We start from the raw sequence: 26,238 nt of genomic DNA on the forward strand, positions 1-26,238 counted from the left end.
CCTCGTCTTTAGTAGGTGCTTTCTCTTTGATACTGCTGCAAAAGCGTATCACTAAATTTCCGCCCATTTACAAATGTAAATGATTTAAGCTCAAACTGCGTATGAGCGGTTTCTTCAATAAAGACAATTCCATTTGGTTTGATTAAACAAGAGTTATCAAATAATGCAAAGATCTCTTGCAAAATAGTTGTTTTAAGAGAGAGTTCATAAGGAGGATCGATATAAGCGATATCGAACTGGAGCTCTTTTTTGACCAACTGTTTTAAAGCTCGTTTATAGCTACATGGCAAAATAGAGCAGTGTTTTTCTAATTGTAGTAATTGAATATTTTCTTTTAGACAGCGTGTTGCTAACTGGTTTTTATCAACAAAGGTGACATGCGAAGCCCCTCGACTCAAAGCTTCTATACCCATTGCTCCAGATCCTGCAAATAAATCAAGGAAAAGAGCATCTTTAATCTTGTCATGGAGAATATCAAATACCGCTTTGCGGAGCACCGCTAGGGTAGGACGAGTTAGTAAAGTTTTGGGGGATTTAAGCAGACGACCGCGAAAATCGCCGCCTAGAATACGTAAGCTCATTCGAATGCTGCTTCAAAGCGGGATTTTAAGACTTTTTCTGCATCGCTAAGTAAATCTCTTTTCCCTTCTTTTAAAAAACGCGCATGTGCTTTTGTCATTTTCCATTGGTTTTCTAAATAGGGAGCAGCTTCTTCTGCATCAGCAAAGCAAATGTTTTTTTTGATAGCAATCCATTGGCGATGTTGTTTACCTTGGATGGATAGTTCAAATGTACAAGGGTCATCTATATAACCTGTAATTTTATAGGGAGTCCCTTGGTAGAGAACCGATTGAGAAGAGGGGCTTAAGTCCACAAAAGAGGTAACATCGGAGGGTTTAGCTGAAAGAGTAAGATGTGTCAGAAGTGGGTCTTTTAGATCTAATACCAACTTAGCCAGTTTACGTGGAAAAGAGGCATGTGTATCGGAGTAAACCAGAAAACCCCCACCGCTCGTACTCATAAGATTGAAAAATGTCAGGTCATTTTCTCTCCCCACAGCTGCGGTATGAAGCGTTATATGGCCTTGTTTATTTTCTAGCCATTTTTTAACCGTTTGTTGCTGCAGTGTGGAGTTAAACGTGTTTTTACCAGCGGTTAACAAAATGGCATTACAAACGATCTCTTGTTGCGATAGGTCTAAAAGCAAGCTTTCCAAGCTTTTATAAATATCGGAGGAAGAAGCTTTACTACCAAATGTTTGCGCTTCTAAAAATTCTTCTGCTTGCCGAATATTTTGCTTGGAAATTTTGAGCTTAGATGCGTTAAAACAGGTTACTTTTTTATCAATGATAAAAATGTTAAAGCTATCTTCTTCTTGCATACTTGCTAATGCTTTTAGAACCGCTCTTTTAAAAACAGCAAAGCGATGTCTAGGAACGGCTCTGGAACGATCTAGAATAAAGCAGATATGTTGTTTTAAGCGATAGTGGCTTAAGTCTCGTTTAGGGAAAAGCTCGACGGAGAATACATACCCTTTATCTTGAGGAGTATAGCTTACGTGTGTTTCGAAGAGGTGATTCCAATCATTAGCAATGGCAAAAGAAGGAAAGCAGTAATTTTTCAAACGAGAAATAGGAGAAATTTCAGGTAAAAAATGACGCTGAACTTCCAAATGTTCTATTTCTGAAAAAAGAGCAGGAGGACTTTTCATTTGAGCAGCTAGTTGATCTATTTGGTGAGGATCTATAATAGGAGAAATATTTTGAATGGATAAATTTATCGCAGGAGCTGCTAGGGGAAATTTCAGATTTTCTTTGTAGATAGTGGCTCTCCTATTTTCTTTAGGTAAGGACAGTTGCTCTTTATCATTAAATGTCTCTGATGCTTGTGGTAGTAGCTGAGGAGCTAATGTCGTTTGCATTACAGGATCAATTTCCGGTTTTTTATTAACAAAAGAATCCATTGAGGTAGTAGGAGGAGTTAAAAGAGGTTCGCTTTCTAATTTGGGCAAGCAAACAGAAATTAGAGAGTAAGATTCTTCTATAGAAAAAGATAGAGGATTTCTCTTTACAAGAGATAAAGAATCAACCAATTCTAGGTCAGGAGCTAACTCAAGTGAGCGATTAGATGAGAGTAAATCATACGGGGTTTGATGATTGGAAGGAACCACCACAATTTGTTCAAAAACCTCTTGCAAAGTATGTTGTTTGTTCTCTTCATCTATTTGTAAAAGATGAGGATTTGATGATGAAAACCAAAAAAGTGCAGAGAGATTGTGCTGTTTATGCAAAGAAAGAGAATAAAGGATACATATACAAGCTACATGCATAGCAAGAGAGAAAACAAGGCATGAGAGAAAAATGAAACGATTTTTTAAGGATGCTGTCATAAAATATCTTGTAGAGTCTCCTTGCTCAATTGTACTCTCATTTGTAATGAGTCATGTAGGCCTTTTGCTTCTAATTCATCGAGTCTGGCAAGAGCATTTTTTTTCAATTTCTGATAAATGTTTTTACGTTGATTTTTTTTAGCTAATTGAGCCTTTATAGAGATTATCTCTAAATCAATAAAGCTTAAATAATCTTGATACAATTGCATTTTATCTGGAAAAAGATCTTGTGTCGAGAGGTAGTATTGAACAGAGGGATCCTCTGTTAAAGAAAAAGCATCTCTCATCTGCAGAAGTAATTCTAATTTCCTTTCTAAAGGGCTAGAAGATATACAAGTTTTTACTTCGATGTATTCCAAGGCAGCTTCCAAATGAAGTGGTTCTGATAAAAGTTTTTTTCTAATCTGTACTTCTTTTAACGCATCGCAAATAGCTATAATGGTTTTAGAGCCCTCTTGCCTTTCTTGTTCAGAGAGTAGAGAAAATTGTAAACGCGCTTTTTCTAGAAGAGCAGCACTTCCGTAGTAAGATAATACATGTTTAGAAGAATCAATGAGATTGTCATATACTTTGATTGCTTCCTTATAACGCTTTTGCTCTTGATAGGAAAGGGCTAATTCAAAGAGCACTCTTCTTTGCCACTTCCATTCTATAGAGAAAAACTCTTTTTGCTGCTTTGCTAGCATTTCTAAGAGAGGCGTTTTTTTTGCTTTTTCTCTAAGAGAATCATATAAAGCGCAAAGTTTTAATACTTCTAATTCTAACCAAGATTCAACAGGCAAGCTACGGTGATCAAGAAGTTTTTCAAAAGAGATTTTGGCTCGCTTAGCATAAAAATTTTTGTTTTCTTTTTCTGCAATTTCAAATTGCTGATAGTAAAAGTGAGCCAGCCAATCGAGGTTATTTAACTCCACTGACTCATCTATATTGGCAAAAAGGCAGTTTGCTGCTTTTAAGAAAAGAGCCTCGCTTAAATTTTCGGGCATTTCTTGTGCAGCAGATAGATACAAGTTGTAAAGCTTACGATTGCAAATGCGTCCATGTGTGGATTTTGGATCAGCTAATGCCTTTTCGAAGTTCCCTGCTATTTGAAGAGCTTCTACGCCGAGGTGTTCTTGACACAGAGCTGTGAAAAGATACGTATCAGCTGAACATCCATATTGCTCTACATATTTTTCAGATGCATCTAGAGATTTTTGATACTGCTTTTGTTCAAATAGGGATTGAATGAGCAACCAGTGCATTTTTTGTTTTTCTTCCTCGGAAAAAAGCTCTGGTTGTTCCAAAGCTTTTGTTGTATGGGTGATGAATACAGCTTGTTTTTCAGAATATAGATCTAGAGGAGACTGTTTTAGATCCTGCATGCAACAATTTAAAAGATGGCGCCATGCTGGTTTTGCATAAGCAGAATGAGGAAAGTTTTCTAAAAATGCTAAAATCTTCTGAATGGCTTGCTCTAGATTTTGTTCATGAATAGAGCAAAGACCTTGTTCGTAAATCAAGGTTTCTTTTTTAGGATGATCGGGGGATAATTCTAATAGTTTTTGCGAGTATTCTGCCATTTTCCCCCAGTTTTTCTCCTGTTTACATAACTGGGTGTACATCAAAATCAGATCTAATGTTTGTGTATCTTGAGGGAAAGAATGTATTAAGTATTCAAGATTTTCTTCTAAAAGAGACCAATTTTTAGTCATTTTTGCACAAGAAATCAAAGTGATTATGGCGCTTTTTTCGTAAGAGGCGTCGTTGGGACTTTCGAGAAACTGCATGAGAAAAAAAATCGCTTGATCGGGATTATTGATTTGATACAGGCTTTTGCCTGTATAATAGGAAATCAAAGGATCTGAAACGATGAGATCGCTTAGTTTCTCGCGCATGATAAGGATTTTGCTATACTCTCTTTGCTGAAAAAGTATTTGCAATAATAGATGAGCTGCTTGAGATCCTTTTTCTTTTTTTAAAGAACAAACCTTTTCCAAGTTTTCTATAGCTTTATTCGGATCTATTTTCATTTGTAAATAACCTGCTTGGAACAAGTACTGCTCTTTATTTTCAGAGTCTTTTTCAGCTAGCGTGAGATAGAGATGAGCTGCTTGCATAGGGTTCTCTAAAAGGACATTGATATGAGCTAAAGAATAGAGGGAATCACAAGCATAGCGGGTGCTAAGCAGTCTTTTATACTCAGATTCAGCTTGTAAAAGCACCTCTTTTTTATGAGAGGAATCTTCGATCTTTAGTGCGGTTTGCATCAGAGCTTCTGCAAAAGAAAAACGTACTATGTCTAATTGTTCTTTAGTTGTGCTAGCGTGTTTCATTACATGTGGAGCTTGGGTAATTACCTCTTCCCATAGACCTAATTGATAGAGACAATAGACATTGTGAAATAAGCTGGTTTGCGATTTTTTTTCAAAAGGGATTTTTTGATAAAAATCTATAGCTGCTAGGTAATTTTTCTCTTTTACAAAAAGATCAGCTAGCATGGCATATAATTGTTCTTTAAAAACAGTCGTTGGGTAGGTTTCTAAGAATTGGTAGATGCGCTCTTTAGCTAAGGCGTACTCTTGTTCTTTCCAATAATCGGCAATTTGCCTGAGCTCAATACTTTCTCTAAAAACAGGATCATCTGGATCTGCGTGTAGATAACCTGAGGTCAGTAAAACGATCAATAGTAAAAAAGTATTTCTTTTCACGCGGTTTTCTCCCACTTGAATTTTTTTAAATTATATTCACGATACAATATTGTTCAAATGTTGAGCAAAAAAACATTTTTTCTTACGCTGATCCATCATATGGAGAAATATGGGAATACAATTGATGTTACTAGCCTCATTTTTTGTAGCTATTAGTAATTTTTGTATGCGTCGTAGCATTGACTCAGGAGGCTCTACAAGAGGATTTCTGATGATTATGCTAAGTGTAATTGCTCTCATTGCTGTTTTTCTCAATCCTATTCGCCTGGCAGATTTTTCTTGGAGCTACTCCATGGCTTTATTTGCTGTAGTTGCAGGGATCATTCTCTCTGTTATGCTTACATCCCTTGGCAAAACATTAGAATCAGGTCCTCCTGGGCTCACTTTTGCCGCTTTAAATGCTTCTACGGTCTTACCCATGTTAGCAATGGTGCTTTTATTTGGAAGTAAATTTGGTTATTTTTACACAATGTGGAATGCTTTTGGCTCTATTCTCATGGTAATTGGGCTGTTTTGGGCAGGTTGTAGCGCAATGAGATCCTTCCATTTTCAAAAATGGCTCCTTTTTATGACAGCCACTTTTTTCTTGCATATTTTATTTTTGCTATTTTTTCAATGGCGCGCTCTTTGCATTAATTTCCCTGAGGCAAGAGGACTTTTTTTCCCTTTTGAAAATAGTGAAGCATGCTGCCAGTGGTTTATGCCCATCATGTATGCTACAGCGGCTCTTCTTCAAACTTTTTTTTATTTTAAGACAAGAGTAAAAGCTCTCAATCCACTAGAATTACAATATGGCATTTATGGAGGACTTACCAATGGAGTGGGTACGTTTTTTATGCTTTTATCAACAGAGGCTTCTACTTCTTTAGAACACGCGGCTATTTTTCCTGTGTTTGCAATTACAGTGATTATTTTTTGTAATTTATGGGGTAGATGGTTTTATCGAGAAAAAATCAATTGGGCGGCTAACGGGCTATGTTTATTGGGTATTCTAATTGGCTCATTGGATTGGAAAACGCTATTAGCTACAAGCTAAAAGAGCCATATTGAGAGAGAAGTTCAGCAGCTGCTTGTTCGCTGATCTCTTTAAGATTTTCATAAAGCTGTAGTCCTTTAGCGCTTGCACCATTTTGAAAATAGAGAGTTCCCAAACGAAGAAGAATTTGCTCTTCTTTCTCTACAACAGCTAGTACTTTTTCATAGTGTTCAATCTCTTTTAAAGGTTCATCTAAACTGTGATAAATCCCTGCTAATTGCATATGCACCCAAGGATCTTTTGGGGAATAAGCATCGAGAATATGAAACTCTTCAATAGCGCAATAACAAGATTTAATGAACTTGGTTTGTAGCTCTTCAGAATCGTATTCAGGAGAGATCCAAGGTAATTTCTTTTCGTAAATTTTATCAGGATGACAATACAAGTTTGCTAGTTCAAAATAGGCTTTGCCAAGACCTGCATGCGCTTGTAGATCTGTTGGGTAGAGTTTTACGTATTCTATATGTTGTTGTATAATTGAGAGCAAGATCTTTTCTTTCATCAAATAGAGATCTTTCCAGTGCATCCACACACTAAATTTCTCAAGTAAAGAAGTAATAGCCTTTGATTGCAAGGGTAGAGAGTAATATTGAGATTCTTGGTAGGAAAAAGTATTTAAGAAAATATGCAAGGCTTGAGAGAGAAAGAGGTGGTACTCTGCTAAGCCATGAGAAGAAGAGATATGATGAATACAATCTTGGATGAATTGATTATGCATATCTTGCATTTGTTGTGGTTTCTTAGCTTGAAAATAAAAATGCAGCATGAAATAAGAAAAGGTAGTTAGAAAAATTCCCGCTAAGGTGAATGCAATGACAGCGGGTTTTGTAAGAAATGTAAAAAAGAGCACTAAAATAGACAACTCTATAAGAGCAATCAGAAAAAAAATAATATGAAAAAAAGCATATTGACAGGTTATGGTTTTAAAACTCTCTTGATACTCTGAGCACAGTTTTGCTATTTCTGTATGTAATTCGTAATCAGAATGTATATTTTGCGTAGTTGTCATACATGAACCTATCTTGAATTAAATTTACTGTTTTAAAGATACTTGCCGACTTAAGAAATTCATCCAATATCCCAGTAGTCCAAACATTAATAGTCCGTTCCAATATATTGCCTTTCTTTCCCAGCGCACTGTAAGACGACGGAAGCATGTCTTTAACCAAGAAATCGTTCTCTCAACGACCCAACGTTGCTTTTCAAGGTAGCAAATGCCTTTTATCTTATATCCCTTAGTGTTTCTTTTCCGAGCTATCAGAGGAAAAACCTCATGGGAAAGAACATCGATACGTGTTTGCTCTGAGTCATAACCTTTATCTGCTTCAAGTATGGGTACTTTTCCCTGATTCCATGCTTTTTTAATGAAGGGAATGACTTTCCTAAGCAGAGGGATCACTTGTTTTTTCTCATCCCCGGATGCTGATGTAAAAGTGATTGCAAGAGGCTTTCCTGATTTTTCTACCAGTAAATGCGATGTCACGCCTTTACCTTTGTAGCCATAATCAACTTGCTCTCCTCCTCCGCGTCCGCTGGAAAAAAAAACCATCTACAGAGAGTCTCTGGGCATCAATACACCCCAGCTGTTCGGCAAGCTTAAGCAGCTCTTCTAAAAATTGATCTAAAAATCCAGCAGATTGCATTCTTCCAAGCCATGCGTGTGCTGTTGAGGGATGAGAAAACTCCTTGTTTCTAGGTGCATCTTTCCAAGGAGCTCCTGTCCGAAGCACCCAGAAAATAGTATTCACTACAGGTCTCCATGGCGCTAATTTTCTTCCATAATGGTTACGATTTACCCATTTTTCCATTTGAGGTTCGAGTATTTTAAACTGTTCTTCATTTAATCCTTGCTTGCTCATGTCATCTGTCTTTAGTTAAAAAATAAAAAGATCTGGTATCATAGCGAAAATTTATATTCAATTCAAGATAGGTTCATATTTTAAAGTAAGTACATAGCAATATTTAAATGAATATATGGTTTTTCTCAAGGTTTTTCCTTTACGGACGACAAAAACTAACTTAGTAACTCACCTTAACATAGAAATGTTAGCACGAGAAAAATTCTAACAACAAATCGACTTTTTGAAGATTTGCTGTTAACTTTCTTGAGTAAAAGTTCTAACAACAAATCGCTAAAAGGCTTTTTATTGATTGATTTTATGTGTCTCTCAAGTTGTATAATACATGGAAAAATGAGGAGATAAGCAGTGGTACTTTCCAAATTTATAGGGAGAAAAACCGAGATGGCTAGGCTTAAAGGGCTGTTAGATGCTAGATGTGCAAGCCTGGTCGTTGTTATAGCCTGTTTAAAATCTTTTCAGTAAGGTATAATGATAGTTTTCATAAAACCTTTGGAGGTAGTTATGACCCGCTCTTATCCAAGCGATATTTCTCGTAAACAATTTAGCAAAATCCATCTAATACTTGAGTCTACACGCAAAAAAACACGTCCACGAAGAGTTGATCTATATGATATTTTTTGTGGAATTTTGTACATTTTAAAAAGTGGTTGCCAGTGGCGTATGTTACCCGTAGAATATCCTAAATGGGAATTATGTGATTATTATTTCCCTTTTTGGAATAAAAAAGATGATAAAAATTCTAAGAGTATTCTTGAAATAGTTTTAAAAAAAATTGGTTGGCGAGGTCAGAAAAAGCAGTGGTCGGAAAGAGAAAACAAGCTTTGTAATTATTGATGCTCAAAGTGTTAAAAATACTGATACAGCGGAGAAGAAAGGATATGATGCAGGGAAAAAAATATCAGGAATAAAAAGACATATAGCAGTCGATACCCAAGGGCTTCCTCATGCGATTCACATTACCACCGCTAATATCACTGACAGAAATGGGTGTATAGAAGCATTTTCACTACATAAAAACCATTTGTTCGGTGTAAAAAATGTTTTAGCAGATGGAGGATATTCTGGAGAAAAATTTGCAAAGAGTGTGCAGGAGATATTAGGATGTATAGTAGAAATAGCCAAAAGAAATACACTTCATACTTTTACAGTTATTCCCAAAAGATGGGTTGTAGAGCGTTCTTTTGCTTGGATAGAAAAATGTCGCAGGCTATGGAAAAATTGCGAAAGAAAACTACATACAAGCCTGAATATGGTGGTTCTTGCTTTTATTGCTCTACTTTTGAAAAGATTTTAAACAGGCTCTAAGGAGTATTTTGACAAAGTGATTGATTTTGGTTTGCTATTAGCATAAGACCACTATAGTATCATTTTTGATCCCTCTTCTTTTATATCCATAAGTGAGTATATAGTAGTGCCGATTCAAACGGCTAGCTTAATGGGGTTCAAGTCAACGAATTGAAACTTGTCGTTAATCCTATATTTTTCTATACGATTGAATCGGAACCACTATATTTATATCAGACTTGAATAGTCTTTAAGATTTTTCTAAAAAAGAGACTCTATGTTGAGTTATTCGGAAATGCTTTCTCTTCTTCTTGAAATTAAAAAAGGGATCTTAGGTAAAAACCTCGTAAGGTTTATGCAAATTAACCCTACAAGCTATGTATTTGTGTTTAGTAATATCCAGCTATTGCTCTGTGTGCAAAAATCATTTAGTCGCTTTCACATCACAAATAAAAAACATCAAGCGCATCCTTCTGTTTTTGCAGATCAAGTAAACAAAATCTTAAGAGAAAGAATATGTATGGAAATTTTTCTGTTCTCAGAGGATCGCATTCTTTGTTTAAGATTTGAAGAATACTATTTTATCGCAGAGCTCATGTACCATCATCCGATTCTAGCTGTTACAGATCCCCTATTCGCTATTATACTTAGCAATAAATCCACTTCTTCTCATTATAAAAAACCCCTTGTAAAACCTGCTACCCATCATTTTTCTACTTTTGTCACAAGTGAGGAAATAGAAGAGCGTTATCAGTTATTAGAGAAACAAGCTCTATTCGCATTACATTGCAAAAAAATATCTAATCAACTGCTTAAACTAGAAAAACAACGTAAAAAGTATGAAGAAGAATATAATCGAGCTAAAAACTGGCAGGTTTTACAAAACGAAACAGAATTATTAAAAAGCCATCTGCAACAAATAGCACCTGGGATGAAAAGCGTACGAGTCATGAATTGGGCGAGTCAATCTTTTCTAGAAATAGCTTTAGATCCAAAAGTTCCTATCCAAAAGCAATTACAGGCGCGTTTTAAAGAAGTGCGCAAAAGGAAAAAAAGGTTAGATCTCTATCCCGTATTTATGAAAGAGATCGATCAGAAAATGCATGCGCTTCAGAAAGAATTATCCAATCCAAGCATAGAACTACCTCATCAAAAACCTCCTCTAAAAAAAGAGCGTAATAAAGCGCGTGATTTTCACACTTTTATAGATAAGGAATACACCATTTTAGTCGGTAAAAATGCTAAAGGGAATGAGAAATTAACTTTTACGATAGCAAAGGGTAATGATACCTGGTTACATGTAACCCCCATGGCAGGCTCTCATGTGGTTGTTAAAGCCAAGCTAATCAATGAAGGTATTTTGCAAGATGCTATGCAACTAGCACTGTATTTTAGTCAAGCCCGCAAACAAAACCAAGCAGAGGTTCTGATCACAAAGGTTAAATATGTGAGTCGTACTAAAACAACAGGAAAAGTACTTGTCAGTAAGCATAGAACAAAAAAAGTACAATTAGATCTGAATAGAGTCAAAGAGTTGTTAAAAAAACAAACAGCAAAAAATCTCTAGAAAAGTATCTCTAAGAGCCTGTTTAAAATCTTTCTTTGTGTGCAATTATGGCATGTATATTTACTAAATAATGCGGCCTATTCATATCGATTTAGCATAGAGAAAAAAGGAATTTTACTACTATAGTTAAAAGATATGTATAAAAAACCCTCTTTAGTCATTTTAGGGATCGATCCAGGAATTAAGAAATCTGGTTATGGGATCATTAAAGTAGAGCATCCTCGTCTAGAACCTTTAGACTTTGGAGTGATTACTCCTCCCTTTCATACAGATAGCAACCATTGCTATTTAGTGTTATTCAATAGCTTTGAAAAGTTATTAAAAGCTTACAAACCTGATGCGGTTTCTATTGAGACACAATTTGTAGATAAGAATGTAAAAAGTGCATTCAAAGTTGCTATGGCACGTAGTATGGCTATCATTACAGCTGCTCGTCAGAACATCCCTGTATTTGAATACGCGCCAAAAAAAGCAAAATTAGCTGTTGTTGGGAATGGATCTGCAAGCAAGAACCAAGTGCAAAAAATGGTCCAACTCATTCTACAACTATCCTCTATTCCTGAACCAGAAGATGCCTCAGATGCTTTAGCACTTGCTATTTGCCATGCAAATACCCTACACTTTAATTTAAAAACTCATGTTTGATTATATTAAAGCCACTCTTATAGAATCGAGACCCTTAAAAGTTACTGTGGAAGTACACGGCATAGGATATCGAATTTGGGTCCCTATTCATATAAAGCTTCCTCAAGAAGGTTGTCTAATTACTCTCTATATTTCCCCTATTATTCGAGAAGATTCTCATCAGTTATTCGGTTTTTTAACACGCTTGGAGAGAGATTTTTTTGAGCTTCTCATCACTATTTCTGGAGTAGGACCTAAAATAGCACTTTGTTTAATGGGGCATCTTGAGCTACCAGATCTTCATGCAGCCATATTACAAGGAAACATCCAAGTTCTTTCCAAAACACCAGGTATTGGTAAAAAAACAGCTGAAAGATTAATTATCGAACTACGCGATAAGATAAAAACCTTAAACCTGCCCATCTCTTCTACACAAAACAACAACAATCAAATGCAAAATGATGCTCTAAGCGCACTGATCCATTTAGGCTACCCTTCTATCCAAGCTCAAAAAGCCATCAAAACAGTTCTCAATCAATCGGAAAAAGAGCCCGATCTTGGGCAGTTAATTACAGCAGCTCTCAAGCAAGTTTAATTTATCTATTAAGAACCTGTTTAAAATCTTTTCAAAAGTAGAGCAATAAAAGCAAGAACCACCATATTCAGGCTTGTATGTAGTTTTCTTTCGCAATTTTTCCATAGCCTGCGACATTTTTCTATCCATGCAAAAGAACGCTCTACAACCCATCTTTTGGGAATAACTGTAAAAGTATGAAGTGTATTTCTTTTGGCTATTTCTACTATACATCCTAATATCTCCTGCACACTCTTTGCAAATTTTTCTCCAGAAAATCCTCCATATCATTGCAAATTACATTAATAAATATGGAGCAATTGAAGTAGGTCATAAGTAATTACTTAATACCTATTAGTAATGCTATAGGCATTGCCAGTAGCACACGGGAGCAAGTGAATTCATTTGTCTAGAAAAAATTTAGGACACAGTATGAGATGTAACTCTCAGGCTTTTTTACGTATTAAAATCCCATTCTTTTTTTACTTTTTTACTGACGGATTTTTAGGTTTTTGCTTTATACGAGAATGTTTGTTCTCTTTTTGCACTTCTTTTTGTTCTGGAGACAGTGGAAATAGTAACCTGTCTCCCCATAGAGAGACATTAAATTCTAGTTCTGGATTCATAAGATATACATAATTTCTGTGATATAACGGAATAACTGGCATATCGTCGATCAGTACTTTTTCGGCTTGCTCTAGAGTTAATAAGCGCTTATCTCCTTCCTCATAGTTAGAGCGATCAAGTAACTCGATAAACTTTGGATGTTCCCAGCCGGTACGATTTTTTGTATAATTTTTATATTTAAACCTTTGAAGGACGTTCATGGGGTCGTCATAAAAAGCAAGCCAACTGCAAAGACACATAGAATAATCCATATTATTTAGCTTATCTAAAGCAATGCTAAAATCTAGCTTTTCTAGTTTAATAAAGATTCCAAATGCTTTTGCCCATTGCTGTTGAATAACTTGCACTATCTCATCTGCTGTATAAACCCGGGAGTAATAAAAGAAATTCAAATCTTTAAAAGCCTCTTTGGTAATACCTAGCTCAGCCATTCCTTCATTGAGCAAAATACTAGCTTGAATTACATTGTTATCTTTGAAAAACTCGGGGCATCGATTTCCTTTTAAGCAAGGCGCTACTAGATTTGTTGCAGACAAGCCGGCTTTGTAAGCAGGACTGATTGAATCCGTTTGAATGTTTTTTTTACAACCCTTTCCTAACATTCCAATCAATTCTTGGCGATTAATTGCCATGGCAAATGCTCTTCGAATCTTAACATTATTAAAAGGTTGTTTAGTTGTATTGAGGCAAATAAATACAGAATAAGGTTGTACTTCTGAGTTAAAGGTCCATTTTTTTTCTAGCTCAGCTATCTCCTCTAAAGGAATGTCTGTTAAAGAATCTCCAACCATATCAACTGTTCCTTGTTTAAACATTTCTAATGTTACGTGATCGTTTTCGACAATATTGAATGTAATTTTTGGTGGATGTTTATCTTTTATTTTTCGATAATATGGATTGCTAGTTAAAACGATTTGATCGCCTTGCTTAAAGCTTTCCAATATGAAAGGTCCATTGCACACAAATTGATTTCCTGTTTGGCATACCCAATCAAGGTTCTTTCGATCTTGTTCTATGTTTAAAGGATAAAAATAAGGTAAGCAAAGTAATTTAAGCAAATAAGGCGTAGGGTATTCTAGGATAATCTCAATTGTTTTTTCATCGAGAGCTTTGATACCCACCTGGTCTGGAGAAACGAGTCCTTCTTTAGCTTCTTTAGCGTTTTTAATAGGCTCAAATTGATGATACCCTATTGAGGGGAAATTTGGGTCTAGGCTATCTTTCCAAGACTGTTCAAAATCGTAAGCAGTAACAGGCTTGCCATTGGACCATAGGTTATCTCCTAAAGTAAATGTATAGGTGAGCTTATCATCTGATACTGTATACGACTTAGCTTGGGCAAGTTTAATGGATCCATCGGGATATCGTTTGACAAGACCTTCAAACAGTAAGAAAATCATTTGAGCAGAAAAAACATCGCCGGCTTTACGAGGATCAAATGTTTTAGGTTGTGTTTTCATATTTAAGTTAAGCATAGGTAAACCATTTTTTAACAGAGCTGAAGAGGTGCAAATAAATATACATGTAGTAACAAACACAACTACCATTGTTGGTTTTTGGATAAAAGGTTTCCTTAATTTTTTAATGATAAGTCTTTTCAAGTTTGAAGTGCACAGAAGAATTAAAAAAAGAATAGGCAGGCGATGAAAGAATCTCTATTGTGATTTTTAACAATCAAACACAAGGAGAGACCTTGCCTAAAGGCTACCATCACCTAACCTATGACCAAAGATGTCAGATTTATATTTTAAAAGCTAGAGGAGATACATCTAGCTCAATAGCAAACATTCTAAAAGTTCATCATAGCACTATTAGTAGGGAACTTAAGAGAAATAAAGGGCAACGAGGATACCGTCATCAGCAAGCTCAAGAAAAAGCATTTCTTAGAAAAAATTCTCAGCCCAATAAAAAAATGACTCCTCAAATAGTTACCCGTATTGAAGAAAAAATCAAGTTGCAATGGAGCCCTATACAAATATCCGGATGGCTTAAAAGACATGGTAAAGAACATGTTAGTCATGAGACCATCTATAATCATATCTGGAAAGATAAACGACAGGGAGGACAGCTTTATAGAGAGCTCCGTCATCGAGGGAAAAAATATAACAAGCAGAGAAAGGGAGCTTCTGGAAGAGGGAACATGCCTGGTCGTATAGATATTAAGCAACGGCCTTGTATTGTAGAAAAAAAGACTCGTTTAGGAGACTGGGAACTAGATACAGTCATAGGGGCAGGACATAAAGGCGTAATTGTATCAATGGTAGAAAGAACTTCCAAGCTAACTAAGCTCGCCAAAGTTTCTCATAAAACTGCAGAGGAAGTAAGTCAAGCGTTAATTGAACAACTTAAACCTATCAAAGATTTTGTACACACATTAACAGCAGACAACGGAAAAGAATTTGCCTATCACCAAATGGTTAGTTTCGAGCTAGAGACAGACTTCTACTTTGCAACGCCCTACCATTCTTGGGAAAGAGGCTTAAATGAGCATACAAACGGACTAGTTAGGCAATATTTTCCTAAAACACAAAGCTTTTTAGATACGACTTCCAAGGATATAGAAAGGGTGGAAACTTTACTAAATAACAGACCTAGAAAGGCTCTCAACTTCGAAACTCCACTAGAAGTGTTTACGAGATTATCTACAAACATGCTATGCTCGGGTGCACAATAGATGTTTTTTCAAGTATTTATATGTTCTTTTTTGTGCACTTCAAGGTTGAAAGGGCCATACAAGAGAAAAAAGCTAAAATTCCGATTAAATTCTTGCATATCATTGTAAAAAGACCTTAAAGAGCGATTATAAATTTTATAAAGATGCATTTTCTGATAAAACAGCATATTCTACAACAACAAAAGAAAAATTTATTTCACTTTATATTGCTAGAAGCTGTGATGTGAATGTTATTTTGATCTCCTCTTAGCTCTATAACAGTTAGAGGGATTTCCAGAACTATAAAGGTAATGGCTGAAACCCTAACAGTTGCTCATTGTTTATTCGACTAGCCATGTCCCATAATTTCCATGCTACAATTCCTCTTGGAAATACAATTCCATGAGGAACTGTTTTATTAGAGCTCTTGCATAACCTCAAATTTTAAAGCTCCCAATTATAGATCCCGGCTATACTAGTTTGATTTCAAATTAAGAATTGCATAGCTAGCTTTTTTTGAAAAAGCTGCTCTATCTTGAAAGAAGATGTTATCTTTTGCATAAAAATGTTTATATATACTAGTGCCGATTCAAACGGCTAGCTTAATGGGATTTAAGTCAACGACTTGAAACTTGTCGTTTATCCTACATTTCAAAATATCTGTTATTTTCGGTATCTCTTCTAAGAAGAATCCTCTAATTGCCTGAAAAAAAGTCACCGACGTTTCGTAATATCGATTGTATACCGTCTTTTCCTTTAAGATCTTCCACAAGCGTTCAATAGGATTCAAATTCGGCGAATAAGGAGGGAGATAGTGCACTTTAATCCTAGAAGACATCAGAAACTCTTCTAGTTTCTTATTTTTGTTTGATCTTGCATTATCCAAAATTACATGAATAATTCGAGCCTCTGTCTGTTTTTCTAGCTTCTTGAAAAAATCGAGGTTTTTCAGGATCTAATTTCCCAGGAATCTTTTTAGGACGTTTATAAACAAATCCGTGCTGTATGAGCCAATCTGTCATGCCACTTCGGGAATATTTTATCCCATATTGCTCATGCACATAAGCTATGATCCCTTTGACTTTAAGATAGGTCTTTTCCTGTAGGTGTTTTAGTAGAGACTCTTTTTGGTCTTGTGAAAGTTTTGATTTGCTACCGCCTCGAGGGCTACTTCCAGTTTTATTTTCGGAATCATATTCTCTGAGGTATTTCTGAACAGTGATAGGGCTTATCCGGAGTGTTTTAGCAAGATTTTTTGTTGAGATACCCTCATCATAGCCCAAAATTACACAAAGCCTATTCCGTTCAGAATAGTCTTTTGGATGCTTTAACTTGTGTTCTAAGTCAGCTCTCTGGCTAGGGATCAGTTTTTTCATACTCAATAGCTTAACACAAAACAAAATATTTTTCTATACGATTGAATCGGAACCACTATATTCAAAATCTTAATAAGACCATCTAAAACATGCAGAAGAATCGAGGTTAATTTGCACCCCTTCGATATCGGGCTTAAGCAAACGAGTAGATCTGTGCATTTGATCTTTATGAGAAACAAGAATAATGGCTTGAATGCAGACTTGTTTCTTCTCTAACGTCTCTTGATTTAGAGGTTTGTTCAAATGGAAGCAATTCTTCTTCTATAGAAGAGCTCTCTTTGATCAGACTAAAACCAGGATCTCCTACTTGTTGAAATAAAGGATCAAGAACCACTATCTCTGAAGTTGTCTGGTCTGCAAAAATCAAAAAAGAATAAATCATATTTTAGATTATTTAGACAAAAGACTTTTTTTCAAAATATAATTTACAAAAAATGATCTTTATAGAGGAATATATTGGTTCCGATTCAATCGTATAGAAAAATATAGGATTAACGACAAGTTTCAAGTCGTTGACTTGAAACTTGTCGTTTATCCTACATTTCAAAAGGCCCTTTCAACCTTGAAGTGCACAAAAAAGAACATATAAATACTTGAAAAAACATCTATTGTGCACCCGAGCATAGCATGTTTGTAGATAATCTCGTAAACACTTCTAGTGGAGTTTCGAAGTTGAGAGCCTTTCTAGGTCTGTTATTTAGTAAAGTTTCCACCCTTTCTATATCCTTGGAAGTCGTATCTAAAAAGCTTTGTGTTTTAGGAAAATATTGCCTAACTAGTCCGTTTGTATGCTCATTTAAGCCTCTTTCCCAAGAATGGTAGGGCGTTGCAAAGTAGAAGTCTGTCTCTAGCTCGAAACTAACCATTTGGTGATAGGCAAATTCTTTTCCGTTGTCTGCTGTTAATGTGTGTACAAAATCTTTGATAGGTTTAAGTTGTTCAATTAACGCTTGACTTACTTCCTCTGCAGTTTTATGAGAAACTTTGGCGAGCTTAGTTAGCTTGGAAGTTCTTTCTACCATTGATACAATTACGCCTTTATGTCCTGCCCCTATGACTGTATCTAGTTCCCAGTCTCCTAAACGAGTCTTTTTTTCTACAATACAAGGCCGTTGCTTAATATCTATACGACCAGGCATGTTCCCTCTTCCAGAAGCTCCCTTTCTCTGCTTGTTATATTTTTTCCCTCGATGACGGAGCTCTCTATAAAGCTGTCCTCCCTGTCGTTTATCTTTCCAGATATGATTATAGATGGTCTCATGACTAACATGTTCTTTACCATGTCTTTTAAGCCATCCGGATATTTGTATAGGGCTCCATTGCAACTTGATTTTTTCTTCAATACGGGTAACTATTTGAGGAGTCATTTTTTTATTGGGCTGAGAATTTTTTCTAAGAAATGCTTTTTCTTGAGCTTGCTGATGACGGTATCCTCGTTGCCCTTTATTTCTCTTAAGTTCCCTACTAATAGTGCTATGATGAACTTTTAGAATGTTTGCTATTGAGCTAGATGTATCTCCTCTAGCTTTTAAAATATAAATCTGACATCTTTGGTCATAGGTTAGGTGATGGTAGCCTTTAGGCAAGGTCTCTCCTTGTGTTTGATTGTTAAAAATCACAATAGAGATTCTTTCATCGCCTGCCTATTCTTTTTTTAATTCTTCTGTGCACTTCAAACTTGAAAAGACTAAATATAAGAATTGCATAACTAGTTTTTTTTGAAAAAACTGCTCTATTTTGCAAGAAGATGTTATCTTTTGTATAAAAATGTTTATACACTCAAACTCTTAATTTGAATGCAAATAAGTATATCTCTTCTAAGAAGAATCCTCTAATTGCCTGAAAAAAAGTCACCGACGTTTCGTAATATCGATTGTATACCGTCTTTTCCTTTAAGATCTTCCACAAGCGTTCAATAGGATTCAAATTCGGCGAATAAGGAGGGAGATAGTGCACTTTAATCCTAGAAGACATCAGAAACTCTTCTAGTTTCTTATTTTTGTTTGATCTCGCATCATCCAAAATTACATGAATAATTCGAGCCTCTGTCTGTTTTTCTAGCTTCTTGAAAAAATCGAGCATTGCATCGGCATCAACTGTCTTATATTCCTCTGTAACAATCTTCATTCCTGTCAGGCAAAGAGCTGCAGCAAAATGCAATCGCAATTGTTTCCCGGATGTCTGCAAAGTCTTTTGAACGCCTTTTTTGATCCATCCACATACGGCTTGGGACTGATGTTCAGGATGCACAGCATCTATGAAATAGATCTCTTCATCAGGGTTTAAGGTCTCCTTTAAAGCCCTATATTGTTCTATGAAAATTCGTTGTTTTTCAGGATCTAATTTCCCAGGAATCTTTTTAGGACGTTTATAAGCAAATCCGTGCTGTATGAGCCAATCTGTCATGCCACTTTGGGAATATTTTATCCCATATTGCTCATGCACATAAGCTATGATCCCTTTGACTTTAAGATAGGTCTTTTCCTGTAGGTGTTAGAGACTCTGTTTGGTCTTGTGAAAGTTTTGATTTGCTACCGCCTCGAGGGCTACTTCCAGTTTTATTTTCGGAATCATATTCTCTGAGGTATTCCTGAACAGTGATAGGGCTTATCCGGAGTGTTTTAGCAAGATTTTTTGTTGAGATACCCTCATCATAGCCCAAAATTACACAAAGCCTATTCCGTTCAGAATAGTCTTTTGGATGCTTTAACTTGTGTTCTAAGTCAGCTCTCTGGCTAGGGGTCAGTTTTTTCATACTCAATAGCTTAACACAAAACAAAATATTTTTCTATACGATTGAATCGGAACCACTATAGTCTAGAAATTACACCTTGTCATTTCCAAAAAAATGCTCTATTATTTTTGTTTTTATTATGTATACACAGTATCAAATTGATCAAACCATTGCTGCCATCGCTACTGCCCCAGGAGAGGGAGGGGTTGCGGTTATCCGTGTAGCTGGCAAACAATCGATAGAAATTGTAGCTAAGGTTTTCTCAGGTCCTATTCACTCTTATCCCTCACACACCGTTCATTTAGGTAAGATTGTAAATGCAGATCAAGTAATTATTGACGAAGTTCTGCTGCTCGTCATGCGCGCTCCCAAGTCTTATACAGGAGAGGATGTTGTAGAGATTCACTGTCATGGAGGATCTTTAATTTCACGAAGAGTATTAGAAACTATTTTAGCAGCAGGCGCTAAAGCGGCAGGTCCTGGTGAATTCACTTTTCGCGCTTTTATACACGGGAAAATAGATCTTGTACAAGCAGAGGCCGTACAAAATCTCATTGCAGCTAAAAATGACCTTGCCCTGCAGGCAGCTGAACAACAACTGCAAGGGCAACTTTCTTCTCGCATCCTCTCCTTTCAAAAGCAGCTGGTCGATATTGCAGCTATGTTAGAAGCCTGGGTTGACTTTCCCGAAGAGGATTTGGAATTTGCAAGTATTGAAAACGTAATTGCTCGATTAAAAAACTTAAGAAAACAAATTTGCTATTTGGCAGCTACTTTTCAAGAAGGAAAACTGCTGCAGTTTGGGCCTACTTTATGTTTAATAGGGCCACCCAATGCAGGTAAATCCTCTTTGATGAATGTTTTATTAGGTAAAGAGCGTGCCATTGTTACCTCTATTGCTGGAACCACACGTGATACTTTAGAAGAAGAACTCCTTATAGGAAATTTGCATTTTCGCTTAATCGACACAGCGGGAATTCGAGAAACAAAAGAGATCATTGAACAAGAAGGAATTCGCAGATCAAAAGAAGCCATGCAAAAAGCCGATCTTGTTTTGCTGATCTTAGATGCTTCTTTGCCTCTTTGTCCTTATGCAAATCAGCTACTCTCTATTGTAGATGCTAAAAAAACCCTTCTCATATGGAATAAAAGTGATATTGCATCTGTTATACCTGATAGAGAAAACAGCTTGCTTATCTCCGCTAAAAACCAAACAGGAATTGAAGAACTTAAGCAAAAAATCTCTCAAATGATCTGGCAGAAAGCTCCTTCTTCTAAAGAAGAAGTACTTATTACCAATATTCGTCATGAAAAAAATTTGCTAAACGCTGCCATTTCGCTCAAAAGAGTCATCGATGGTCTTCATACTAACCTATCTCCTGAGTTTCTCTCTTTCGATCTAAAAATCTGCCTAAAAGAGCTGGGAGAAATTATTGGTCACGATATAACAGAAGATATCTTAACCGCTATCTTCTCCAAGTTTTGTGTGGGGAAATGAACAAAAAAAAACACGCACAACGCATTCAAGATATTTTACATCATTTATTTCCCGATCCTGAGATTCCCTTGCAGTATCGAGATCCTTATACTTTATTAATTGCAGTTGTCTTATCTGCACAAAATACAGATAAAAAAGTAAATCAAGTAACTCCTGCTTTATTTGCAAAAGCCTCTACCCCTCAACAAATGCTTAACTTAAGCATAGAAGAAATTGCTAGCATAATTAAACCATGTGGCTTAAGTAATATAAAAGCAAGATCTATCTGGAATCTCTCTAAAATCCTTGTTGAGCAACATAAAGGTAGAGTCCCAAACTCTTTATTGGCTTTAGAAAAACTCCCTGGGGTGGGGCATAAAACCGCATCAGTTGTCGTATCACAAGGATTTGGCAAGCCCGCTTTCCCTGTAGATACACATATTCATCGCTGTGCAAAAAGGTGGCTTTTAAGTCGGGGAAAAACCGTGGAGGAAACAGAAAAAGACCTCAAACATCTTTTTCCTAAAAAAAGCTGGAATAAACTCCATTTGCAAATGATCTATTTTGCAAGAGAGTATTGTCCTGCTCGCGGTCATAAAAAAGAGGCATGTCCCATCTGTCAATGGATCGATGAGCCTAGCGATTGCCCCATGAGTCCGCGCACCTCTTGATTTTGTGCGCTACTTTTTATTAGGTCCTGATCAAAATGAATCCGATTAGGTTCAAATAATAAAATCAGACAAGATCCTCCAAAAGAAAAATATCCTTTTTCATCCCCTTTTTCATACGTCTTATCAACTTGAAATGTTTGATGAATACTCCCCACGTGCGTTGCTCCTATCTCTAGATATAATAGATTCCCAAAACGCAAAGTAGCAAGCATCGTAATCACCCTTTTATTTTCACTTAGAATTTTTATATTGCTTTTAAGCGCTAATGGATTCACAGAAAAAAGAGCTCCGTTAATTAATCGAGGTTGCCCAGGAGTTGCCTTACAAGGAAAATGAAATCTATGGTAGTCAACAGGACAAAGCCTTGCAATAACCATCGACCCAGCTTTGTACTTATCCACTAATTCTTCATTTTTAAGCAGCTCTTTTAAAGAGAATTTTTTTCCTTTAATAAAAAAATGAGGAAATTCTCTTACATCTGGAAAAACTAAATACCGTGCATCGGCTGGTAAAATAGCCCTATTTTCTTCTTGAACAATAGGTCTTGCTTCAGGTTTTAACCGGCGAATAAAAAAATCATTAAAAGAGCAGAAATGACTAACAGGTTCCAAAAATTCAGACGTATCGACATCAAATTTTTTGATAAAAGGAATAATTTTATAACGACTCATAGAACTTTTTTTAAAAAAGCCATACAGTTTAGAAAAGAAAGAAAACCTAGCGGCTAGCGGTAAAATAAAGAAAGAGATTACACGTGATGAAAAAGTATCTTCATATAAAAGATCTATAAAAAAATTACCATATACCTTTTCTTGTTTTTTTTCCTTAGTCAGCCGATCCAAATAAATAATCTTAGGCATATTTCCTTTAAGAAAAGATTGTAAAAAGTTTTCTTGTTTTTTTATCGCTAAGGGTTGCCCTTATAAAAATTGAGTTAAAGCTAACTGTAAAAAATAATTTAATAAAGAACATTAGCGTAGAGTCTTGCAAGAAAACCTCTAATATCCTAGCCTCAATAGGTAATTTAAGACTAGGAAAACCAAGATGCTGAGCGTTTTTAAAAAAATTTTTGGTACATCTCAAAGCCGTTTATTAAAGAGATATCAAAAAACAGTTGTAGAAGTTAATCGACTAGAAAAGAACTTTCAACAGCTCTCTCATGAAGAAGTGCGTCAAAAAACAGCCGAGTTTAAGGCGCGCTATCTAAAAGGAGAAACATTAGAAGACCTTATTCCAGAAGCTTATGCAGTTGTCAAAAACGCCTGTCGTCGTTTATGCGGAACAGATATCCATGTATCCGGTTACGATCAAAAATGGGATATGATTCCCTATGATGTACAAATCCTAGCTGGTATTGCTATGCACCATGGTGCTATTGCAGAAATGCAAACCGGCGAAGGGAAAACACTAACAGCATCTATGCCTTTATATTTAAACGCTTGCACAGGCAAACCAGTGCATTTAGTGACGGTAAATGATTACTTAGCAGAAAGGGATTGTCAATGGATTGGCACGATTTTTAGATGGCTGGGATTAAATGTAACCGCATTAACAGGCAATACCCCTCATCACATCCGCAATCAGATATACGCTGCAGATATTGTTTATGGGACAGCTTCTGAATTTGGTTTTGATTATTTACGTGACAACTCGATGGCACAATCAAAAGAAGATCAAGTACAAAGAGGATACTTCTTTGCTATTGTTGATGAAATCGACTCCATTTTAATTGACGAAGCCAGAACTCCTCTTATTATTTCAGGTCCTGCTAGTCATTCACGGCAAATGTACGATGATTTAAAAGACGATGTGTATGTACTTGTAAAGCATCAAAGAGATTCCTGTAACCATTTAGCTCTAGAAGCGCGTAAAATTTTAGAAAAATTACACCTCATTGAAGAAAAAACAGAAAAACTTAAAGTATTAAAAACCCAAGAAGCCGAGTGTGAAAAAGCTTTTCGAAATCTATGGCTTGTTAGCAAAGGGATGCCTCAAAATAGAATTCTTAAAAAACTACGCGAAAACCCTAAGTTAAGAGCTGAAATTGAAAAGTGGGATACCTATTTTTATGCTGAACCCAACAAAGAAGAGCGTCATCAGGCCTTAGCAGAACTTTTAATTATTGTTGATGAACGCGCTAATGAGTTTGAATTAACCGATAAAGGAATTCAACAATGGATTGAAGGTTCGAAGAATCAGGTCTCTTCAGATGACTTTGTCATGTTAGACTTAGGCCATGAATACGCTAATATCGATCAACATCCCGAATGGGATGAACAAGAAAAACGCAATCAAAAAATTCTATTAAGAGAAGAAGATGCGCGCCGTAAAGAACGCTCTCATAATTTAAGGCAACTCCTACGCGCTCACTTACTGATGGAAAATGATGTCGATTACATCATTGAAAATCGAAAAATTGTGATCATTGATGAAAATACAGGTCGCCCTCAACCAGGTAGACGATTCGCAGATGGATTGCATCAAGCAATCGAGGCCAAAGAAGGTGTTACTATTCAGGGAGAAACACAAACCTATGCAACTGTTACTCTGCAAAACTACTTTAGATTGTACACAAAACTTGCAGGTATGACGGGTACTGCAATGACAGAGGCTAATGAATTCAAAGAAATTTATAAGTTAGATGTATTAGCAATCCCCACTCACCATCCTTGTATCCGCAAAGATTACGACGATGAAATTTATATGACCGAGCGAGAAAAATATCACGCTCTTGTAAAAGATATTCAATCGGTTCATTCGCAATCTCGTCCCATTTTAATCGGAACAGAATCTGTAGAAGCCTCGGAAAAACTCTCTCGTATTTTGAAACAACACCAATTAGAACACACCATTCTCAATGCAAAAAACCATGCCAGGGAAGCAGAGATCATTGCAGAAGCGGGCTCAAAAGGAGCTATTACCGTTGCAACAAATATGGCAGGTAGAGGAACGGATATTAAACTAAAAGAAGGTGTAGCCGAGATTGGCGGATTATATGTCGTTGCAACTACACGCCATCAGTCTAGACGCATTGATAGGCAGCTAAGAGGTAGAGGAGCGCGGCAAGGTGATCCCGGTAGCTCTAAATTCTATGTTTCTTTTGAAGATTCTTTAATGCGACTATTTACCTCTCCTAGAATTACTATCTTTTTACAAAGATTCCGTCCCCCAGAAGGGGAAGCAATTACTGCAAAAGTATTAAACAAGTCCATTGAAACCGCTCAAAAACGCGTAGAACAGCGCAATTACAATATGCGTAAGCATACCCTAGAATACGATGATGTGATGAATAAGCAACGAGAAGAGATTTATTCCTTTCGTAATGAAGTGCTACATATCGATAATTCTCTCTCTCTTGCACGTGAAATTTTAGAAAGTATTTGCATACAAATGTGTCATCGGTTTTTCTCTTCTCGTAATAGAGAAGACGGTTGGGATCCGCAAGGATATACACAATGGTTACACACCCATTTTCCTTTAACCTTTGATATTAAAGAATTCGATGACGATTATTTGCAATTAGAAGACATTGAACAATTAGCTACGCAAAAAATACTTGGGGCATTTGAACAAAAAATTGAGCATGAATCTCAAAAAATTCAACAAACACAGTCTTTATTTGCTTCTACCAATTTAACTTCTGCTGAAAAAGTTTTATGCCAAGTTGTACGTGGGTTATTGATTCGTACCATCGATCGCCTCTGGCAAGAACATTTATTGCATATAGATCACTTGCGCTCTGAAGTACATTTACGCGCAGTAGGTCAGAAAGATCCTTTGATGGAATTTAAACATGAAGCTTTTGCTTTATTTGATCTTTTAAGTTTAGAAATCAAACAAGAAATCGCGCATGCTTTGTTTAAATTTACTATGGTTATGCCAGAGAATTTTGTGGAACCTAATATAACGAATAAAAGGCCACCTCTCATTGATTTATCTCAAATCAATCCCTCTAGGAGAGTAAACCCTATTTAAAGTGATCTACTTTTTTATACCCTAAAAAGAATAGGGGAAAAGAAGCTAGACAATAAAAAAACCAATAGTGGCTATTCCACTCTAGCCGTAAATAGCCTTCATCAGAAAAAAGCAGTTGCAGTATTCCAACGATAAACAAGTTAGCGCCAATCGATAATAATAAAATAGGCCAAAAACTATTCTTATCCTCTTGATATTCTTTCTCTGTTTTTTCCTCTATTTTAGGAAAAACACAACTGCTAGATGCAGAAACAAATTTTTTTTCCAAGATAGGTTCCTCCTTAGGGGCTTTAAGTAAAAACGTAGCGCTCTTTTGTTCGTTTATTTTTTGTTCATCCTGCTTAGTAGGATGATTTTTTCTTAACGAATAAGGAGGCGGATAGAAAGAGAGCAAGCTATCTTGAAGAGCTTTTTGTTGCAAATAATTTTTTTCAAAAGCATTGCTACTTTGTTCTGTTGCACAATAAGGACAATGTAGAGATTCGACAGGAATACGCCCATCACAGCTACTACACATTTTTTGTCGCTCTTTATCCATCATAAAATAATCAAGCTTAATATAAAATATTCTAACTTCATTTTCACACACATAAGACAAAATTTCTAGCTTTTTTCTTTTTCTAATCAGATATATCTAATTATCAACCAATTTGGTTCGAATTAATTTTAAATAAAAAGAATTAAGAGCAGCATTTTTAG

Annotated in this window: 24 protein-coding genes and 1 pseudogene; 9 read left to right on the forward strand and 16 right to left on the reverse strand. The window is 36.1% G+C overall.

The window, feature by feature from the left end; translation table 11 throughout:
* Window positions 1–8: 8 nt before the first annotated feature.
* Genes rsmD through RHABOEDO_RS00115 form a run of 3 tightly spaced genes read right to left on the reverse strand, consistent with a single transcriptional unit; the run spans window position 9 to window position 5,055 of the window.
* Window positions 9–581 carry a 16S rRNA (guanine(966)-N(2))-methyltransferase RsmD gene (gene rsmD / locus RHABOEDO_RS00105; protein WP_215217173.1) on the reverse strand — a complete coding sequence of 191 codons (573 nt, stop codon included), beginning with the start codon at window positions 579–581 and terminating at the stop codon, window positions 9–11.
* Window positions 578–2,389, reverse strand: a complete 1,812-nt coding sequence (locus RHABOEDO_RS00110; RefSeq protein ID WP_215217172.1) for a vWA domain-containing protein — start codon at window positions 2,387–2,389, stop codon at window positions 578–580. The genes rsmD and RHABOEDO_RS00110 overlap by 4 nt, the downstream gene beginning before the upstream one ends.
* On the reverse strand, window positions 2,386–5,055 hold the full coding sequence (locus tag RHABOEDO_RS00115; RefSeq protein ID WP_220017623.1) for a tetratricopeptide repeat protein: 2,670 nt from the start codon (window positions 5,053–5,055) through the stop codon (window positions 2,386–2,388). Before RHABOEDO_RS00115 ends, RHABOEDO_RS00110 begins: the two co-directional genes overlap by 4 nt.
* A gap of 133 nt (window positions 5,056–5,188) precedes the next feature.
* Between RHABOEDO_RS00115 and RHABOEDO_RS00120 the strand changes: the two genes are divergently transcribed.
* Complete coding sequence (locus tag RHABOEDO_RS00120) at window positions 5,189–6,115, forward strand: hypothetical protein (RefSeq protein ID WP_215217170.1); 927 nt, start codon at window positions 5,189–5,191, stop codon at window positions 6,113–6,115.
* Here the strand turns inward: RHABOEDO_RS00120 and RHABOEDO_RS00125 are convergent.
* The 3 genes from RHABOEDO_RS00125 to RHABOEDO_RS00135 are packed head-to-tail and all read right to left on the reverse strand — an operon-like array spanning window position 6,105 to window position 7,974.
* Window positions 6,105–7,124 (reverse strand): tetratricopeptide repeat protein, encoded by a 1,020-nt coding sequence (locus RHABOEDO_RS00125; protein WP_215217169.1) that lies wholly within the window; start codon window positions 7,122–7,124, stop codon window positions 6,105–6,107. The genes RHABOEDO_RS00120 and RHABOEDO_RS00125 overlap by 11 nt on opposite strands.
* Window positions 7,125–7,148: 24 nt before the next feature.
* Window positions 7,149–7,664, reverse strand: a complete 516-nt coding sequence (locus tag RHABOEDO_RS00130) for a transposase (protein WP_215216393.1) — start codon at window positions 7,662–7,664, stop codon at window positions 7,149–7,151.
* On the reverse strand, window positions 7,621–7,974 hold the full coding sequence (locus tag RHABOEDO_RS00135) for a transposase (RefSeq protein ID WP_215217041.1): 354 nt from the start codon (window positions 7,972–7,974) through the stop codon (window positions 7,621–7,623). Before RHABOEDO_RS00135 ends, RHABOEDO_RS00130 begins: the two co-directional genes overlap by 44 nt.
* 504 nt (window positions 7,975–8,478) lie before the next feature.
* Here RHABOEDO_RS00135 and RHABOEDO_RS00140 point away from each other — a divergent pair.
* From RHABOEDO_RS00140 to ruvA, 4 genes are all read left to right on the forward strand, one after another.
* Window positions 8,479–9,271, forward strand: a protein-coding gene (locus RHABOEDO_RS00140) for an IS5 family transposase (RefSeq protein WP_220017846.1) whose coding sequence is annotated in 2 segments (ribosomal slippage) — window positions 8,479–8,742 and window positions 8,744–9,271 — 792 coding nt in all. Because the reading frame shifts where the segments join, the coding sequence is not laid out codon by codon here.
* A gap of 345 nt (window positions 9,272–9,616) precedes the next feature.
* On the forward strand, window positions 9,617–10,828 hold the full coding sequence (locus RHABOEDO_RS00145; RefSeq protein ID WP_220017624.1) for an NFACT RNA binding domain-containing protein: 1,212 nt from the start codon (window positions 9,617–9,619) through the stop codon (window positions 10,826–10,828).
* A gap of 135 nt (window positions 10,829–10,963) precedes the next feature.
* Window positions 10,964–11,473 (forward strand): crossover junction endodeoxyribonuclease RuvC, encoded by a 510-nt coding sequence (ruvC, locus tag RHABOEDO_RS00150; protein WP_215217126.1) that lies wholly within the window; start codon window positions 10,964–10,966, stop codon window positions 11,471–11,473.
* Entirely contained in the window at window positions 11,466–12,047 is a 582-nt protein-coding gene (ruvA, locus tag RHABOEDO_RS00155; RefSeq protein ID WP_215217125.1) for a Holliday junction branch migration protein RuvA, read from the forward strand. Before ruvC ends, ruvA begins: the two co-directional genes overlap by 8 nt.
* Window positions 12,048–12,067: 20 nt before the next feature.
* Here ruvA and RHABOEDO_RS00160 read toward each other — a convergent pair.
* Together RHABOEDO_RS00160 and RHABOEDO_RS00165 are read right to left on the reverse strand one after the other, a co-directional pair.
* A pseudogene (locus RHABOEDO_RS00160) lies at window positions 12,068–12,307 on the reverse strand (transposase); the annotation flags it as partial.
* Window positions 12,308–12,508: 201 nt separating this feature from the next.
* Entirely contained in the window at window positions 12,509–14,254 is a 1,746-nt protein-coding gene (locus RHABOEDO_RS00165) for a peptide ABC transporter substrate-binding protein (protein ID WP_220017625.1), read from the reverse strand.
* A gap of 59 nt (window positions 14,255–14,313) precedes the next feature.
* On the opposite strand from RHABOEDO_RS00165, the gene RHABOEDO_RS00170 reads away from it, so the two are divergent.
* Window positions 14,314–15,327 (forward strand): IS30 family transposase, encoded by a 1,014-nt coding sequence (locus tag RHABOEDO_RS00170; RefSeq protein ID WP_215216525.1) that lies wholly within the window; start codon window positions 14,314–14,316, stop codon window positions 15,325–15,327.
* Between the two features lie 568 nt (window positions 15,328–15,895).
* Here the strand turns inward: RHABOEDO_RS00170 and RHABOEDO_RS00175 are convergent.
* The 6 genes from RHABOEDO_RS00175 to RHABOEDO_RS00200 form a co-directional block, all read right to left on the reverse strand.
* On the reverse strand, window positions 15,896–16,192 hold the full coding sequence (locus RHABOEDO_RS00175; RefSeq protein ID WP_245397523.1) for a transposase: 297 nt from the start codon (window positions 16,190–16,192) through the stop codon (window positions 15,896–15,898).
* Complete coding sequence (locus RHABOEDO_RS00180; RefSeq protein WP_220017626.1) at window positions 16,185–16,682, reverse strand: helix-turn-helix domain-containing protein; 498 nt, start codon at window positions 16,680–16,682, stop codon at window positions 16,185–16,187. Before RHABOEDO_RS00180 ends, RHABOEDO_RS00175 begins: the two co-directional genes overlap by 8 nt.
* A 166-nt stretch (window positions 16,683–16,848) precedes the next feature.
* Entirely contained in the window at window positions 16,849–17,064 is a 216-nt protein-coding gene (locus RHABOEDO_RS00185; protein WP_220017627.1) for a hypothetical protein, read from the reverse strand.
* A 223-nt stretch (window positions 17,065–17,287) separates the two neighbouring features.
* Window positions 17,288–18,301, reverse strand: coding sequence for an IS30 family transposase (locus tag RHABOEDO_RS00190; protein ID WP_215216525.1), 1,014 nt, complete (start codon window positions 18,299–18,301; stop codon window positions 17,288–17,290).
* Between the two features lie 160 nt (window positions 18,302–18,461).
* Entirely contained in the window at window positions 18,462–19,127 is a 666-nt protein-coding gene (locus RHABOEDO_RS00195; RefSeq protein ID WP_220017628.1) for an IS630 family transposase, read from the reverse strand.
* Between the two features lie 22 nt (window positions 19,128–19,149).
* Complete coding sequence (locus tag RHABOEDO_RS00200) at window positions 19,150–19,437, reverse strand: helix-turn-helix domain-containing protein (protein ID WP_220017444.1); 288 nt, start codon at window positions 19,435–19,437, stop codon at window positions 19,150–19,152.
* Window positions 19,438–19,555: 118 nt separating this feature from the next.
* Between RHABOEDO_RS00200 and mnmE the strand changes: the two genes are divergently transcribed.
* Together mnmE and nth are read left to right on the forward strand one after the other, a co-directional pair.
* Window positions 19,556–20,914: a tRNA uridine-5-carboxymethylaminomethyl(34) synthesis GTPase MnmE gene (gene mnmE, locus RHABOEDO_RS00205; protein ID WP_215216735.1), complete on the forward strand. Its 1,359-nt coding sequence runs from the start codon at window positions 19,556–19,558 to the stop codon at window positions 20,912–20,914.
* Window positions 20,911–21,564, forward strand: coding sequence for an endonuclease III (nth, locus tag RHABOEDO_RS00210; RefSeq protein ID WP_215216734.1), 654 nt, complete (start codon window positions 20,911–20,913; stop codon window positions 21,562–21,564). The genes mnmE and nth overlap by 4 nt, the downstream gene beginning before the upstream one ends.
* On the opposite strand, the gene asd is transcribed toward nth, so the two are convergent.
* A complete protein-coding gene (gene asd, locus RHABOEDO_RS00215) occupies window positions 21,513–22,235 on the reverse strand; it encodes an archaetidylserine decarboxylase (RefSeq protein ID WP_245397524.1) in 723 nt (240 codons plus the stop codon). The two genes, nth and asd, sit on opposite strands and share 52 nt — an antisense overlap.
* Before the next feature lie 373 nt (window positions 22,236–22,608).
* On the opposite strand from asd, the gene secA reads away from it, so the two are divergent.
* On the forward strand, window positions 22,609–25,539 hold the full coding sequence (secA, locus tag RHABOEDO_RS00220; RefSeq protein WP_215216732.1) for a preprotein translocase subunit SecA: 2,931 nt from the start codon (window positions 22,609–22,611) through the stop codon (window positions 25,537–25,539).
* Here secA and RHABOEDO_RS00225 read toward each other — a convergent pair.
* Window positions 25,532–26,056 carry a hypothetical protein gene (locus RHABOEDO_RS00225; protein WP_220017629.1) on the reverse strand — a complete coding sequence of 175 codons (525 nt, stop codon included), beginning with the start codon at window positions 26,054–26,056 and terminating at the stop codon, window positions 25,532–25,534. The two genes, secA and RHABOEDO_RS00225, sit on opposite strands and share 8 nt — an antisense overlap.
* Window positions 26,057–26,238 lie beyond the last annotated feature (182 nt).

This window comes from Candidatus Rhabdochlamydia oedothoracis (assembly GCF_019453995.1).
GTDB classification, from domain to species: Bacteria; Chlamydiota; Chlamydiia; order Chlamydiales; family Rhabdochlamydiaceae; genus Rhabdochlamydia; species Rhabdochlamydia oedothoracis.